The 14379-nt window shown below is 60.5% G+C and carries 11 protein-coding genes and 1 tRNA gene; 5 read left to right on the forward strand and 7 right to left on the reverse strand.

What is annotated here, in order from left to right; translation table 11 throughout:
• Positions 1-303: 303 nt before the first annotated feature.
• Together ACP7EW_RS04140 and ACP7EW_RS04145 are read right to left on the reverse strand one after the other, a co-directional pair.
• Positions 304-379 (reverse strand) — tRNA-Asn (locus tag ACP7EW_RS04140).
• 60 nt (positions 380-439) lie between these two features.
• Complete coding sequence (locus ACP7EW_RS04145; protein ID WP_426215504.1) at positions 440-1336, reverse strand: LysR family transcriptional regulator; 897 nt, start codon at positions 1334-1336, stop codon at positions 440-442.
• Positions 1337-1437: 101 nt separating this feature from the next.
• On the opposite strand from ACP7EW_RS04145, the gene lldD reads away from it, so the two are divergent.
• Positions 1438-2568, forward strand: a complete 1131-nt coding sequence (lldD, locus tag ACP7EW_RS04150; protein WP_033900956.1) for an FMN-dependent L-lactate dehydrogenase LldD — start codon at positions 1438-1440, stop codon at positions 2566-2568.
• Here the strand turns inward: lldD and ACP7EW_RS04155 are convergent.
• The 3 genes from ACP7EW_RS04155 to ACP7EW_RS04165 are packed head-to-tail and all read right to left on the reverse strand — an operon-like array spanning position 2565 to position 6141.
• A complete protein-coding gene (locus ACP7EW_RS04155) occupies positions 2565-3797 on the reverse strand; it encodes a CaiB/BaiF CoA transferase family protein (protein ID WP_033900954.1) in 1233 nt (410 codons plus the stop codon). The two genes, lldD and ACP7EW_RS04155, sit on opposite strands and share 4 nt — an antisense overlap.
• Before the next feature lie 26 nt (positions 3798-3823).
• Positions 3824-5353 (reverse strand): 3-hydroxyacyl-CoA dehydrogenase, encoded by a 1530-nt coding sequence (locus ACP7EW_RS04160; protein WP_426215506.1) that lies wholly within the window; start codon positions 5351-5353, stop codon positions 3824-3826.
• A 2-nt stretch (positions 5354-5355) separates the two neighbouring features.
• On the reverse strand, positions 5356-6141 hold the full coding sequence (locus tag ACP7EW_RS04165) for an enoyl-CoA hydratase (RefSeq protein WP_426215508.1): 786 nt from the start codon (positions 6139-6141) through the stop codon (positions 5356-5358).
• A gap of 262 nt (positions 6142-6403) precedes the next feature.
• On the opposite strand from ACP7EW_RS04165, the gene ACP7EW_RS04170 reads away from it, so the two are divergent.
• The 4 genes from ACP7EW_RS04170 (at position 6404) to ACP7EW_RS04185 (ending at position 11036) form a co-directional block, all read left to right on the forward strand.
• Entirely contained in the window at positions 6404-7249 is an 846-nt protein-coding gene (locus tag ACP7EW_RS04170; RefSeq protein ID WP_156487837.1) for an IclR family transcriptional regulator, read from the forward strand.
• 69 nt (positions 7250-7318) lie between these two features.
• Positions 7319-8473, forward strand: a complete 1155-nt coding sequence (locus ACP7EW_RS04175; RefSeq protein WP_426215510.1) for an acyl-CoA dehydrogenase family protein — start codon at positions 7319-7321, stop codon at positions 8471-8473.
• 54 nt (positions 8474-8527) lie between these two features.
• Entirely contained in the window at positions 8528-9802 is a 1275-nt protein-coding gene (locus tag ACP7EW_RS04180; RefSeq protein ID WP_426215512.1) for an MFS transporter, read from the forward strand.
• A gap of 307 nt (positions 9803-10109) precedes the next feature.
• Positions 10110-11036 (forward strand): GGDEF domain-containing protein, encoded by a 927-nt coding sequence (locus ACP7EW_RS04185; RefSeq protein ID WP_016976404.1) that lies wholly within the window; start codon positions 10110-10112, stop codon positions 11034-11036.
• Between the two features lie 21 nt (positions 11037-11057).
• On the opposite strand, the gene ACP7EW_RS04190 is transcribed toward ACP7EW_RS04185, so the two are convergent.
• Both ACP7EW_RS04190 and ACP7EW_RS04195 read right to left on the reverse strand, forming a co-directional pair.
• Complete coding sequence (locus tag ACP7EW_RS04190) at positions 11058-11825, reverse strand: TenA family transcriptional regulator (protein WP_426216384.1); 768 nt, start codon at positions 11823-11825, stop codon at positions 11058-11060.
• Between the two features lie 79 nt (positions 11826-11904).
• Positions 11905-14367, reverse strand: a complete 2463-nt coding sequence (locus ACP7EW_RS04195) for an EAL domain-containing protein (protein WP_426215514.1) — start codon at positions 14365-14367, stop codon at positions 11905-11907.
• Positions 14368-14379: the final 12 nt, after the last annotated feature.

A 14379-nucleotide genomic window follows, 5' to 3' on the forward strand; every position in this document is an offset into this window, starting at 1 on the left:
TCAATTAAATGTACAAATTTGTTTCGTTATAGATACAGAGCGATCGCCTATTTGGGCGTAAATCGAGCATCAGAGATGGTCTCAGACCTGCAGCTCTATTCGCGCCGATTGCCCGGTAAAACTCAACGAAAAGAAACCTGCAGGCCCTGCAGGCTTCTCTTTATCTAGCATCTCAATACAGGTTCTAAAGAGACTGAATCGTAAGATTTGAGACGGCTTCATGCTGGTCACGCTGTGCGCTTTGATCACCCTGGAGAAATCCAAGGCAAAAAAAAGCCTGCATCTCTGCAGGCTTTCTCTATCTGGCTCCACGACCTGGACTCGAACCAGGGACCCAATGATTAACAGTCATTTGCTCTACCAACTGAGCTATCGCGGAATGCGCCGTATGTTACTGATTAAAAAGGATAAGTCAAGCCTTCTCCGGTATTTTGCGTGATTAAACCGGATGATCGGTTGAATCGGCGTGTTCCCTGGCCAACTCCAACCACGCCAGCGCGGCCGGTGGCAGGTGGGCGCTGGTGCGCCAGGCCAGAGCGATGTGCCAGTCTGTGTGGGGTTCGTCCAAGGGAATCAGGGCGATGCCCGCGTGTTGATGCTTGTGCGCCAGCATGCGTGGCACAAAGGCCACGCCCAGTCCGGCGGCGACCAGGTCGATGATGAAGTCGATCTGCCCGCTGCGTGCGGTCACCTTGGGGCTGACGCCTTTGCGCTCGCAGGCTGCGAGGATCTTGGCGTTGAGGGCGAAGCCGGCTTCGAACAAGATGAAAGGAGAATCCGCCAGGTCGGTGAAGTCGATGCGTTTGCGCTGGGCTAACGGATGACTGATGGGCAACACGGCCATCAAAGGTTCATTGCGCACGGGCTGGTAATCGAAATCTTCGTCTACCGGCAGCAGCAGCGCCGCCAGGTCGACCTCCCCCGCCTCCAGGCATTCGCGCAACTTTTTGCTGCCGTACTCGGTGAGTTCGATGTCGATATCCGGGTAGCGGCTGCGGTAGGTCGCAAACATCGTCGCAAACAGCACACCGCAACCTACCGGCGGCAGACCGATGCGCAGCACGCCACGCTTTAAACCACGCAGGTCGTTGATCTCGGCCACCAAATCGTTGCGCTCGGCGAGCAGCACCAAGGCGCGGCGGTAGGCGATTTCGCCGGCGGCAGTGAGTTCGTTGCGGTGGCCCAGGCGATTGAGCAGCGGGGTGCCCAGTTCATCTTCCAGGGTCTTGACCGCCTTGCTGACGGTGGATTGGGTCAGTGAAACCACCTCGGCAGCCTGGGAAAAACCGCCCTGGCGCACCACTTCGACAAAGGCGCGCAACGTTCTCAGGTTCATCAGTATTCCTTTGGCGACTGGCTACCAGCGATAAAAGTTGTTTTTATCATGCCAGAGAATTGCCTATCCTGAACCCACCTTGCCTTGTGGAGCCCCCAATAATGATCATCTCGTCCGCCTCCGACTACCGTGCAGCCGCCAAGCGCAAGCTGCCGCGCTTCCTGTTCGACTACATCGACGGCGGCGCCTACGCCGAGCACACGCTGCGCGCAAACAGTTCGGACCTTGCCGAGATCAGCCTGCGCCAGCGCATCCTGCGCAATGTGGACAACCTGAGCCTGAAGACCACGCTGTTCGGCCAGGCGCTGGACATGCCGGTGATCCTCAGCCCGGTGGGCCTGACCGGCATGTACGCACGACGTGGCGAAGTGCAGGCGGCCAAGGCAGCGGCGAACAAAGGCATTCCGTTCTGCCTGTCGACGGTGTCGGTGTGCCCGATTGAAGAGGTGGCATCGCAGAGCGCCCAGGCGATCTGGTTCCAGCTGTATGTGCTCAAGGACCGTGGTTTCATGCGCAACGCGCTGGAGCGCGCGCAAGCCGCCGGCGTCACTACACTGGTGTTTACCGTGGATATGCCCACGCCCGGCGCGCGTTATCGCGATGCCCACTCGGGCATGTCCGGACCGTTCGCAGCACAGCGGCGCATGCTGCAAGCCGTCACCAAGCCGCAATGGGCCTTCGATGTAGGACTGATGGGCCGTCCCCATGACCTGGGCAATATCTCCAAGTACCTGGGCAAACCCACCCACCTGGAAGACTACATCGGCTGGCTGGCGAACAATTTCGACGCCTCCATCAGTTGGAAAGACCTGGAATGGATCCGCGAATTCTGGAAAGGCCCGATGATCATCAAAGGCATCCTCGACCCGCAGGACGCCAAGGACGCAGTAAGTTTCGGCGCCGACGGCATCGTGGTCTCCAACCATGGCGGTCGCCAGTTGGACGGCGTGCTATCCACCGCCAAGGCCTTGCCGCCGATTGCCGATGCGGTGGGCGATGACCTCACGGTGCTGGTGGACTCCGGCATCCGTTCCGGCTTGGACGTGGTGCGCATGCTGGCCCTGGGCGCCAAGGCCTGCCTGCTGGGTCGCGCCACGGCCTACGCGTTGGCCGCCGACGGCCAACACGGCGTGGAAAACCTGCTGGACATCTTCGCCAAGGAAATGCGCGTGGCCATGACGCTGACCGGCGTCACCTCCATCGCGCAGATCGACCGCTCTACCCTGGTCTAACCCTGCTGCTCGACGATCCCACGGGCCTTGAGTTGGGCCAGTTGCTCCGCCGACAAGCCCAACCGTTCACCGAGGATATCGTCGGTGTGCTGCCCCAGCCTCGGCGCCGGCCGTACGTATTCCACGGGCGTGCCGGACATTTTTATCGGGCTGCCGACCATGGCGAAATCCGGGTTCTGCGGGTGTGGAATCTTCACCATCAGGTTACGTGCGATCACCTGGGGTTCTTCCAAAGATTGCGCAATCGAGTTGATCGCCCCCACCGGCACCTTCGACGCATGGATGCACGCCACCCACTCATCGGCGCTGCGCCCCAGGAAGTGCGCCGAGAGCAACGCAACGATCTCTTCGCGATGGGCCACGCGGTCGGCATTGCGACAAAAGCGCGGGTCCTGCGGCAAGTGCGGCAGGCCGATGCTCTGGCACAGGGCGATGAACTGGCTGTCATTGCCGCAGGCGATGATGAAGTCACGGTCGGCGGCACGGAACACCTGGTAAGGCACGATATTGGCGTGGGCATTGCCGTAACGCTGCGGCACCTTGCCTGATGCCAGGTAGTTCATGCTCTGGTTGGCCAACGTGGCGACCTGCACGTCCAACAACGCCATGTCGATGTATTGGCCAACGCCGGTGCGCTCACGGCTGAGCAATGCGGCCTGGATTGCCACGGTGGAATACAGGCCGGTCATCAGGTCGGAAAACGCCACGCCAACTTTTTGCGGGCCGCCGCCCGGCAAATCATCACGCTCGCCAGTAATGCTCATCAAGCCGCCGATGCCCTGGATGATGAAGTCGTAACCCGGCTCTTCGGCACGCGGCCCGGTCTGGCCGAAACCGGTGATGGAGCAATACACCAGGCGCGGATTGATCTCGGCCAGGGTCGCGTAATCCAAGCCATAACGGGCCAGGGAGCCGGCCTTATAGTTCTCGATCAGTACATCCGAGCTGGCCGCCAATGCGCGTACCAATTCCTGACCTTCGGGCGTGGCCATGTCGATGGCCACGGATAACTTGCCGCGATTGGTCGACTGATAATAAGAAGCCTCACCGGATGATTCGCCAGTGTCGGTCTTCATCCAGGGCGGCCCCCACGCACGGGTGTCGTCGCCGCTTTTCGGGCGTTCGATCTTGACCACTTCCGCGCCAAGGTCGGCCAACACTTGCCCACACCAGGGGCCGGCCAACACACGGCTCAAATCCAGTACCCGCAAACCTGTCAATGCACCCATTGTTCTTATCCTGTGAGGTTGGGAAATCAGCCGGCTGTCGGCTCTTCATGGCGCAGGGAAACCCCCAGCATCGCCCGCCGCCGCAGCCAGGGGCTGGGACGGTAACGCGGGTCGTGGGTGAGTTCGCTCATTCGCTGCAAAATCGTGAGAATGCGCCGAGGCCCAAGCGCATCGCCCCAGGCCAGCGGACCCTTGGGGTAACCGAGCCCCAGTTGCACGGCCTGGTCGATATCTTCGACGCTGGCGATGCGCTGCTGGGCAATGTCACAGGCCAGGTTGACCACCATCGCCAGGGTGCGCTGGGCGACGAAGCCAACGCTGTCGCCAATCACTGTGACGCCCACGCCGTCTGCTGCGAGCAAAGCGTGAGCCGCGTCGCGCATGGCGGGCGAAGTCAGTGGGTTCTGCATCAAGGTGCGATGGCGCGACAGGTCTGTCAGCAGGTCGATGCACAGGGTGCGCGCAGGGTCGGTATCGAAGCGCACGCAGGCACTGGTGGCGTCGCGGCCATACGGGGCCAGCAGGCACAACGCCTCAGGCGAAGGTTGCGCAGCGTGTTCCAGGTGGGCGCCCAGGTTGATCACCAGGGCGCTCAAGCGTTCGTAGTCTTCACTGTTTTCCGTGGCGATCCATACCGGCGGTTGTTGTTGCACCGTGGGCACTGGCTGGGGTTGCGGGCCGTTGATGAGCTGGCCGTTTTCATACCGATAGAACCCGTGGCCGGTCTTGCGGCCAAGGCGGCCGCCCACCAGCATCTGCCGGGTCAGCGGCGAGGGTCTGTAGCGCGGTTCCTGATAGAACTGGTTGTAGATCGACTCCATTACCGGGTGCGACACATCCAGGCCCGTGAGGTCCAGCAACTCCAGCGGCCCCATCCGGAACCCTGCGCCGTCGCGAAGGATGCGGTCGATATCACCGCGCTCGGCAATGCTCTCATCCAGCATCTTCAAGGCTTCGGTGCCATAGGCACGGCCGGCGTGGTTGACGATGAAACCCGGCGTGTCCTTGGCGCGCACACCGCGATGGCCGATGCGTGCAACCAGGGCCAGCAGCGCGTCGCCCACTTTTCGCGCGGTGGCCAAACCATCGATCACCTCCACCACGCGCATCAGCGGCACCGGGTTGAAGAAGTGCAGCCCGGCCACGCGTTCAGGGTGTCGGCAGCCGGTGGCAATGGCCGTGACAGACAGCGAGGAGGTGTTGGTGGCGAGAATACAGGCCGGGCTGACGATGCCTTCCAGCTGTTGCAGCAGCCCGCGCTTGGCGTCGAGGTTTTCCACGATGGCTTCGACGATCAGGTCGCAATCGCCCAAGTCATCAATCGCCTCGACAACCCGCAGGTTGGCCAGCGCCGCCTCCATCGCGGTCTGGCTGATCTTGCCCTTGCTCACCAATTTGGCAAAGGTGCCGCTGAGATTATCCCGAGCCGATTGCGCAGCGCCTTCACGGGCATCGAACAGACGCACCACCACACCGGCCTGGGCCGCGATTTGTGCGATACCGGCGCCCATGACGCCCGTGCCCACCAGCCCCATCGTATTCGAGGTGTCGGTCATGCTTATTCCCCCCGATAATGCGGCGTGCGTTTCTCGAAGAACGCCGCGGCGCCCTCCTTCTGGTCCTTGGAATCGAACAGCAATTGGAATGCCTTGCGTTCCAGCACCAAGGCGCTTTCCAGCGGCAGGTCGGCCCCGGCCAGCATCACCTCCTTGATCTGCTCCACCGCCAACGGCGGCAATGCGGCAATCTGCGCGGCCAGCTCCAGGGCGCGGGGCAGTGTCTGGTCGTCGCTGACCATTTCGCTGAGCATGCCGATGGCCAGGGCTTCTTTCGCGCTGACCAAGCAGCCAGTGAGCGCAATGCGCATCGCCTGGAATTTACCCACCGCGCGGATCAGACGTTGAGTGCCGCCCGCGCCAGGCATCAAGCCGAGCTTCACTTCCGGCTGGGCAAATCGTGCCGACTCGCCCGCCACGATCAGGTCGCAATGCATCGCCAGCTCGCAGCCACCGCCCAGGGCAAAACCGTTGACGGCGGCAATCACCGGCCTGGGGCAACGGCTGATGGCTTCCCACAGGTATTCCGTATGGCGGCGGTACATATCGATCGCGCCCGCACTGGCGAACTCCTTGATGTCCGCGCCGGCCACGAAGAATTGCTCGCCACCGGTCAGCACGATGGCGCGTACATCCTGGCGTCGGGACAGCGCGCGGAAGTGCTCGGCGAGGGCTTCACGCACCTGGGCGTTGAGGGCGTTTTTCACTTCAGGGCGGTGGATACGCACCACGGCCACGCCATTGTCATGGACGTCGAGGGTCACCACGGGTGGGTTAGCGCTGGTCACATTCACTCCTGCTGCACGGTTCTTGTTAGTCGGACTGCCATATGTTTCGCTGTGCGAAATAATATTCCGTATTTGTCGATTAGCATAAGTACCGACCCCGCAGGTGTAAACGAAAAAACCCGAGCAACGCTCAAAACATCGACTAACTCGCTGTTTCAAAGGGATTTATCCTTGGAGAAAATCACAGATCAAAAGGTTGATTAGTTTCGCTGTGCGGAATACTATTTTGTTTTGTTGATTTTATAAAAAAATGAGGATTACCATGCGCCGTCGAAACCCCGAGCCGGACAGCACCGAAGTTTCCGCTTTCGAGCACGTGTTGATCGACCCGATGAACAACGATGAGGAGGAAGACAAGGACCGCCAGTTCGTCACCGCGCTGGCCCGAGGCCTGGAACTGCTGCGCTGTTTTACGCCGAGCGAGAGCGTATTGGGCAACCAGGAACTGGCGCGCAAGACCGGGTTGCCGAAACCGACGATCACCCGCATGACCCACACCCTGACCCGCCTGGGTTACCTCAAGCACCTGCCGCAGTCGGGCCGGTACCAGTTGGATGTGGGCGTGATGGCCTTCGGTTACGCGATGTTGTCGAACCTGTCGATCCGCGCCGTGGCGCATCCGTTGATGGAGACCATGGCCAAGTACGCCCAGGCGGCCGTCGCGATGGCCACTCGGGACCGCCTCGACGCGGTGTACCTGGACGTGGTCCAGGGCGAAGCGAACATGACCATGCGCCGCCAGGTCGGCACACGGTTGCCGTTGCACTTGAGTTCAGCAGGCCGCGCCTGCCTGGCAGCGATGCCGGAAAACGAGCGGGAGTTCATTCTCGACCATATCCGCCAGCGTCATCTGGAGGACTGGCCGAACATCCGCAAGGGGCTGGAACGCGCCTTCCGGGACTACACCGATTTCGGCTATTGCATGTCGATCGGTGAGTGGCACCGCGATGTCAACGCCATCGCCGTGCCCCTGCGACACGCACAACACGGCTTGCTGGCGTTCAACTGTGGCGGACCGAGTTTCCACCTCTCCCGGGAGAAACTCGAAGACGACATCGGCCCACGCCTCAAGCACATGGTGAACAATATCGAGGCCGCCACCCGCTAGCTGGAACGGTGCATGGCCTCGGCAGATTGACGATAACAGGCCCGCCGAACGGGCCGCTGAGGAATGCACATGATCCGAGACGCACAAACGCTTCATATCCTGGTGGACGCCATTGCGCAGTTCGTCGACGAAGCGCTGATCCCACGGGAAAACGAAGTCGCCGAGACCGATGAAATCCCGGCGGACATCGTCAGCCAGTTCCAGGACATGGGCCTGTTCGGCCTGACTATTCCCGAAGCCTACGGCGGCCTGGGCCTGACCATGGAAGAAGAGGTGACCATCGCCTTTGAACTGGGGCGCACCTCCCCGGCCTTCCGCTCCTATTTCGGCACCAACAATGGCATCGGCTCCATCGGCATCCTGCTGGATGGCACCGACGCCCAGAAAGAACACTACCTGCCGCTGTTGGCCAGCGGCGAGCTGCTCAGCTCGTTCTGCCTCACCGAGCCGGATTCGGGCTCCGACGCCGCCTCGCTGAAAACCACTGCCGTGCGCGATGGCGACCACTACGTGATCAACGGCACCAAGCGCTTTATCACCAACGCGCCCCACGCCGGGATTTTCACCGTAATGGCACGCACCGACCCGGCGATCCGTGGTTCGGCCGGAATCAGCGCGTTCATCATTGAACGTGACACGCCCGGCCTGTCCCTGGGCAAGCGCGACCACAAGATGGGCCAACAAGGCGCCCACACCAGCGACGTGATCTTCGACAACGTGCGTGTGCCCACCAGCCAATTGATCGGCGGTGTGGAGGGCGTGGGTTTCAAGACTGCCATGAAGGTCCTCGACAAAGGCCGCCTGCACATCGCCGCCGTCAGCGTGGGTGCTGCCGAGCGCATGTTGAACGACGCGCTGAACTACGCAATCGAACGCAAGCAATTTGGCCAGCCGATTGCCGAGTTCCAGTTGATCCAGGCCATGCTCGCCGACAGCAAGGCCGAGATCTACGCCGCGCGTTGCATGGTGCTCGACGCCGCCCGCAAGCGCGACGAAGGTCAGGATATCGGCACCGAGGCGTCGTGTTCGAAGATGTTCGCCACCGAAATGTGCGGCCGCGTCGCTGACCGTTGCGTGCAGATCCACGGCGGCGCCGGCTATATCAGCGAGTACGCCATCGAACGTTTCTACCGGGATGTGCGCCTGTTCCGCCTGTATGAAGGCACCACGCAGATCCAGCAACTGGTGATTGCCCGCAACATGATTCGCGCGGCGCAACGCTAGGACTCACCGCACCACCATACCCAATGCCCTAACAACTACAAGCAAGGTATCGCTATGGAAGTCGCCGCATCGGCGGGCGCGTTGTCGCCTGCAAAAAGCAAACTGTGGATCGTCGTTTTCATCTTCTGCTTCCTCGGCCTATTGATCGATGGCGCGGACCTGATGTTGCTGTCCTACAGCCTCAGCAGCCTCAAGGCCGAGTTCGGCCTGACCAGCGTCGAAGCCGGCAGCCTGGGCAGCTTCACCTTGGCCGGCATGGCCATCGGTGGTATCTACGGCGGCTGGGCCTGTGACCGTTTCGGCCGAGTGAAAACCGTGGTGTGGAGCATCGTGCTGTTCTCCGTGGGCACGGCCATCCTGGGCATGACCCACAGCTATTGGCAGTTTGCAGCCACCCGGTTTTTCGCCTCCCTCGGTCTGGGCGCGCTGTATGTGGCGTGCAACACCTTGATGGCCGAATACGTGCCGACCCGCTACCGCACCACCGTGCTCGGCACCCTGCAAGCCGGTTGGTCGGTGGGCTACATCGTCGCCACCTTGCTGGCGGGATGGATTCTTCCGGAGCACGGCTGGCGCTGGTTGTTCTACGTGGCCATCATCCCGGTGATCCTCGCCGTGCTGATGCAGCGCTTGGTGCCCGAGCCTCAGGCCTGGTTGACCGCACGCGCCGAGCGGGCGAAAGACAAAGCCAACGGCAGCCAGCATGCCCTGAAGAAAAAGCCCGATGGCATGTTCAAGCTGATCTTCAGCGATCCCAAGGCCAGCCGCATGTTCCTGCTCTGGGCCCTGACCGCAGGCTTCCTGCAATTCGGCTACTACGGCGTGAACAACTGGATGCCGTCGTACCTGGAAAGCGAATTGGGGATGAATTTCAAGTCGATGACCAGCTATATGGTCGGCACTTACGCGGCGATGATCTTCGGCAAGATCCTCGCGGGCCTGGCGGCGGACCGCCTTGGACGTCGCGTGGTGTTCGCGTTCGGCGCCCTGGGCACGGCGATCTTCCTGCCGGTGATCGTGCTGTTCCAGAGCCCCGAGAATATCCTGTGGATGCTGGTGGTGTTCGGCTTCCTGTATGGAATTCCCTACGGCGTCAATGCCACCTACATGACCGAAAGCTTCGAAGCGAAGTTTCGCGGTTCGGCGGTGGGCGGTGCATACAACATCGGTCGTATCGGCGCGGCGGTGGCGCCGGCGGCGATCGGTTTCCTGGCGTCCCATGGCTCCATCGGCATGGGCTTTTTGGTGATGGGCGGTGCGTACTTTATCTGCGGTGTCATACCTGCGTTGTTTATTCGCGATAAACAGTTCGATCCGCAGAAACAGTAAGGCCACCGCTTAGTTGCCAAATAACTGGCGTCATCGTTCAGCGACTGTTTTTAGCGATAAAAACAGTCGCTTGATTTATAAGGGTTTTTATTGAGTTGAACCTATTTGGCATGAATCTCGCTCTAACCTCATTCAAGCAGGTTAAGCGATGACAAGACGTGCGGCAGTACCCAGGGGTTATAACCCTGTGTAAAGCGGTCTAAACTGTTACTCATGTTTTACGGAACTGAAGGAACAGTAAGACGCTTGGCACTCGCCACTCTCATCGAGCCTGTAAGACAGCCAAGTGCTTAGAGGCCGATCGCTTATGAAAACACCTACCCAGACCAACGCAATTGACTTTGACAGCGCCAAATTGCAACGCCTGGGGTTTGGTCAGCCATCCCTCCTCCCACGCCGCCCTACTACCCTTGCTCAACTTCGCCAACAACTGGGACTGCAATTGCAGACCAGCCTGGAGCCGGAGCGCATCCTCGGTGTGTTCTTCCGTGAGATCCAACGCCTGGTGCCCCTGGATGCCTTGCAATACCGTCATCAAGCCAGCGACTTGCGCCTGGAATTCGGCCATCGCGGCCACCACTCAGTGAGCTATAGCCTGAGCCATGAAGGCGAGCACCTGGGCGAGCTGATCTTTCGTCGAAACCAGCGCCTGGCAGAAGAAGAACTCGGCCAACTCGAATCCCTGCTGGCCACCTTGCTCTACCCGATGCGCAACGCCCTGCTCTACCGCGCCGCCACCCGCAGCGCCTTGCGCGACCCGCTGACCGAGACCGGCAACCGCATTGCCATGGACCAGACCCTGCAACGGGAAATCGACATGGCGCGCCGGCACCTCAACCCGTTGTCGTTGCTGATGCTGGACATCGATCACTTCAAGACCATCAACGACACTTACGGCCACGCCGCTGGCGATAAGGTGCTGCGCGCCGTCGCCGGGGCGATCAAGAGCCAGTTGCGTAACGTGGATATGGTGTTCCGGTTTGGCGGGGAAGAGTTTCTGATCCTGCTGTCCAACACGGGTCGCGATGCGGCGGCGATGGTCGGTGAACGACTGCGCCAAGCGGCACAGGCCCAGGACTATTGGGCGGATGACACGCGGATCGAATTGACGGTGAGCCTGGGTTGCTCGACCTTGCTGGCCGCCGAGTCCGCCGAAAGCCTGCTACGCCGGGCCGACAGCGCCTTGTACGTGGCCAAGCGAGAGGGTCGCAACCGCCTGGCAATGGCGGGGTAAAGCCCCGCCACTCCCGTTACATCACGCTTCGCTGGCGACCCGCGCCTGGCGCTCGCGCGCCACGGCTGGGGCTTTTTCTTTCTCCAGGCGCATGCAGCTTTCCAGGAACAGGTACATGTAGTCGTAGCTCTTGCACACGGCCTGGCGCAGCTCGGTCTGCAGTTCCTTGGTCGGGTTCATGCCGGCCAGGGTGCAGATGATTTCCAGCGCTTCCCATGGGTGGGCATCATCGTACTGCGCGTGCATCTTCAGCCACTTCATCGCACGCTTGCGCTCTTCCTCTGGGAAGGCCGCCGCATAGACACCGGTAGAACACACCACGGCAGACCATTCCCCGGTAGCCCCTTCGATCGCATAGTTGGTCGCGGCGATGGCCACGATCAGCGAGTCGGCAGAGCTGGTGTGCCAGCACCAATGGCTCAGTGCATGCAGTTCCGGCGGTACGTTCTGGGCCTGCAATTCCTCCAGGCTCACGCCGTGGGCACGGGCCCAGTGCACCCAATAGTCGGCGTGGTTGAGTTCCACACGAATATTGCGCATCAGCCAGCGGCGCGCCATGTCCTCCCCAGGATGGCGGGCAAATTTGGTCTTGGTGAGGTTCTGTGCCATGTACAAGGCAAACTGTTCCACCACGGGCCATCCACCAATCAGGTAGTGGCGCATGGTCTTGGCGCTGAGGGTGTTGTCGCGCATACGCTGGTACAGTTCATGTTCGACAACGCGGCGCTTGCTCTCGCTACAGTCCAGGATCAGTTTCTGAGCCCAGGCGGGGTAACTGGAGGCTTCCATAAGCGGGCCGGTTCTGATGAATGTGTCGATCACTGTTAAGGCTCCTTTTTAAGTGTGATTGTACAGACCAGCAAATGTTTCAGCGGAATGTGCCGGGCGCCTTGAATAACAGAGGCTGCGGCCGCACAGGTCGACACTGCAAGCTATCAAAGGTAAACAATTGCGGTCGTTCAATCAGGTAGCCCTGAGCGTAATCCACACCAATTTCGAGTAATGCCTGTTCGATTTGCGGTGTCTCGACAAATTCAGCAATTGTGCGCTTACCCATGACATGGCCGATGTGGTTGATCACTTCGACCATCGCGCGGTTAATCGGGTCGTCCAGCATATCCTTTACGAAACTTCCATCGATCTTCAGGAAGTCTACAGGTAAATGTTTAAGATAGGCGAATGAGGACATTCCGGCACAAAAGTCATCCAACGAGAAATGACAGCCTAAGGCTTTGAGTTCATTAATAAAGCGGATCGCGCTGCCTAAGTTTGCGATAGCACTGGTTTCAGTTATTTCAAAACAGATCATGCCCGGCGGAATACCGTATGTATGAAACTTCTCACGTAAAAACCCGAGGAAGTCATCGTCACCAATAGTGATGCCTGACAAATTGATCGCACACATGGCCATGGGGCGCCCCGGCCGCTCCTGTATGCATCGATTGATGATCTTGAACACATTCTCGACCACCCAACGGTCCAGGGACGTCATCAAGCCATAACGCTCGGCGGCCGGGATAAAGCTGTCGGGCAAGATGATACGACCGGCTTCGTCATGCAGGCGCAACAGGATCTCGATATGCCCATCGCCCCCGTCGGTCTGCCCCAGGGGCGAGATTTCCTGGGCGTACAGGCAGAAGCGATTCTCTTCCAACGCCATGTGCAGGCGCTGCACCCAAGCCATTTCGCCAAACCGCAGGGACAATTCCGAGTCATCGGCGTGGTAAACCTGCACGCGGTTGCGGCCTTTTTCCTTGGCCATGTAGCAGGCCATGTCGGCGGCGCGCAGTGAGGTTTCCAGCGTCGTCGGGGTTTGCCCCAGATGCACCAGGCCAATGCTGACGGTGGTCATGAACGGCCGCCCCTTCCATACAAAGTGCAGGCTTTGCACAGTATGGCGCAGGCTCTCGGCGATCTTTTCCGCCACCGCTGCCGGGCAGTTCTCCAACAGGATGCCGAACTCGTCCCCACCCAGCCGCGCCAGGGTATCGCCCTCGCGCAGGTCCGACTGCAGCAGCGCGCAGATATGCCGCAGCAATTCGTCGCCGGCCGCGTGGCCACAGGTGTCATTGACCAGTTTGAACTGGTCCAGGTCAAGAAACATCAACGCATGCCGCTCGCCCAAATGCTGCGCTGTGGGGTGCAGCACCTGCTCCAGGCGGAATTCGAATTCGCGGCGGTTGGCCAGGCCGGTCAGGGCGTCGTGGGTGGCCTGCCAGGACAGGTTGGCGATGTATTGACGCTCCTGGGTCATGTCATGCAATACCAGCACCGCCCCCGTGACCTTGCCGGCGCTGCGGATCGGCGCGCCCACCAGGGTCACCGAGACCGTGCTGCCATCCAGGCGCTGGATGGTCTTGGAGTGTTCGCTGCCACCGCTGAGTTGGCCCTTGACGATGTGTTCGATCAGGGTGAAGCCATCCGGTTGGGCATTGTCATCCAGCAGGTTGAACAGCGCCGCCAGGGGCAACCCCTGAGCCTGGGCCGAATTCCAGTGGGTCAGCGCCTCGGCCGCAGGGTTCATGTAAGTGATGGCGCCGTCGACGTCAGTGGTGATCACCCCATCGCCAATCGATTCCAGGGTGATCTGCGCACGCTCCTTTTCTTCTTGCAGGGCATCGGCAAACGCGTGGCGCTGGGTCAACAGCTTATGGGTTCGTAGCAGTGCCAGTACGATAAGGCCGAGGGCCGTGGCCAGGTTGGTAATCAGCAGCAACCTCAGGATCATCCGCGAGCCTTCGCCCAAGGCATCACTGAAAGCCTTGGCCGCCGGGGTCACCCCTTCGTTGATGGCGATGATATGGGCTTTCCACTGACGCACATCGTTGGCGCTCACCTGGTCGCGGGTGATTGAGCTGTGCATCTCCCGCGCCAGGTCATCCAATTGCACCAGGTAGCTATCGCCTACGGTCCACAGCTCGATGGCTTTTTCCAGGTAGCTGAAATGGCGGAAATTGAGGTACAGCCAGATCAAACTGGAGACGTCATCCGGGTGGTTGCCCCCCTTGAGGATGCCCAGGCGGGCAGCGTTGAGGTCTGGCGTGGATTGGTCCAGCGCAACGCGCAGTTCGTGCCCGCCCTGGGGCACGGCGATAGCCTGCTGATATTTGAGGTAGGTGGCTTCGTCGCGGTTGTCAGCGTAAAGCGTCAGGTAATAGATGGCATCTTTCTGGCCCTTGGACCACAGGCTTTCGCCTGCCACATAGCCCCGCACTGCCGAGAGCACGTAGAGACTGACGCAGCCTAACAATGCCTGGAACAGGACGACGGCGATAAAAGGCCAGACAATGCCCAACAGCCGTGGCGTTCCGAGAGTCCGCTTTTGCTTCATGAAGCCCCTTGC

Source organism: Pseudomonas sp. DWRC2-2 (assembly GCF_049897885.1).
GTDB lineage: Bacteria > Pseudomonadota > Gammaproteobacteria > Pseudomonadales > Pseudomonadaceae > Aquipseudomonas > Aquipseudomonas azotoformans_A.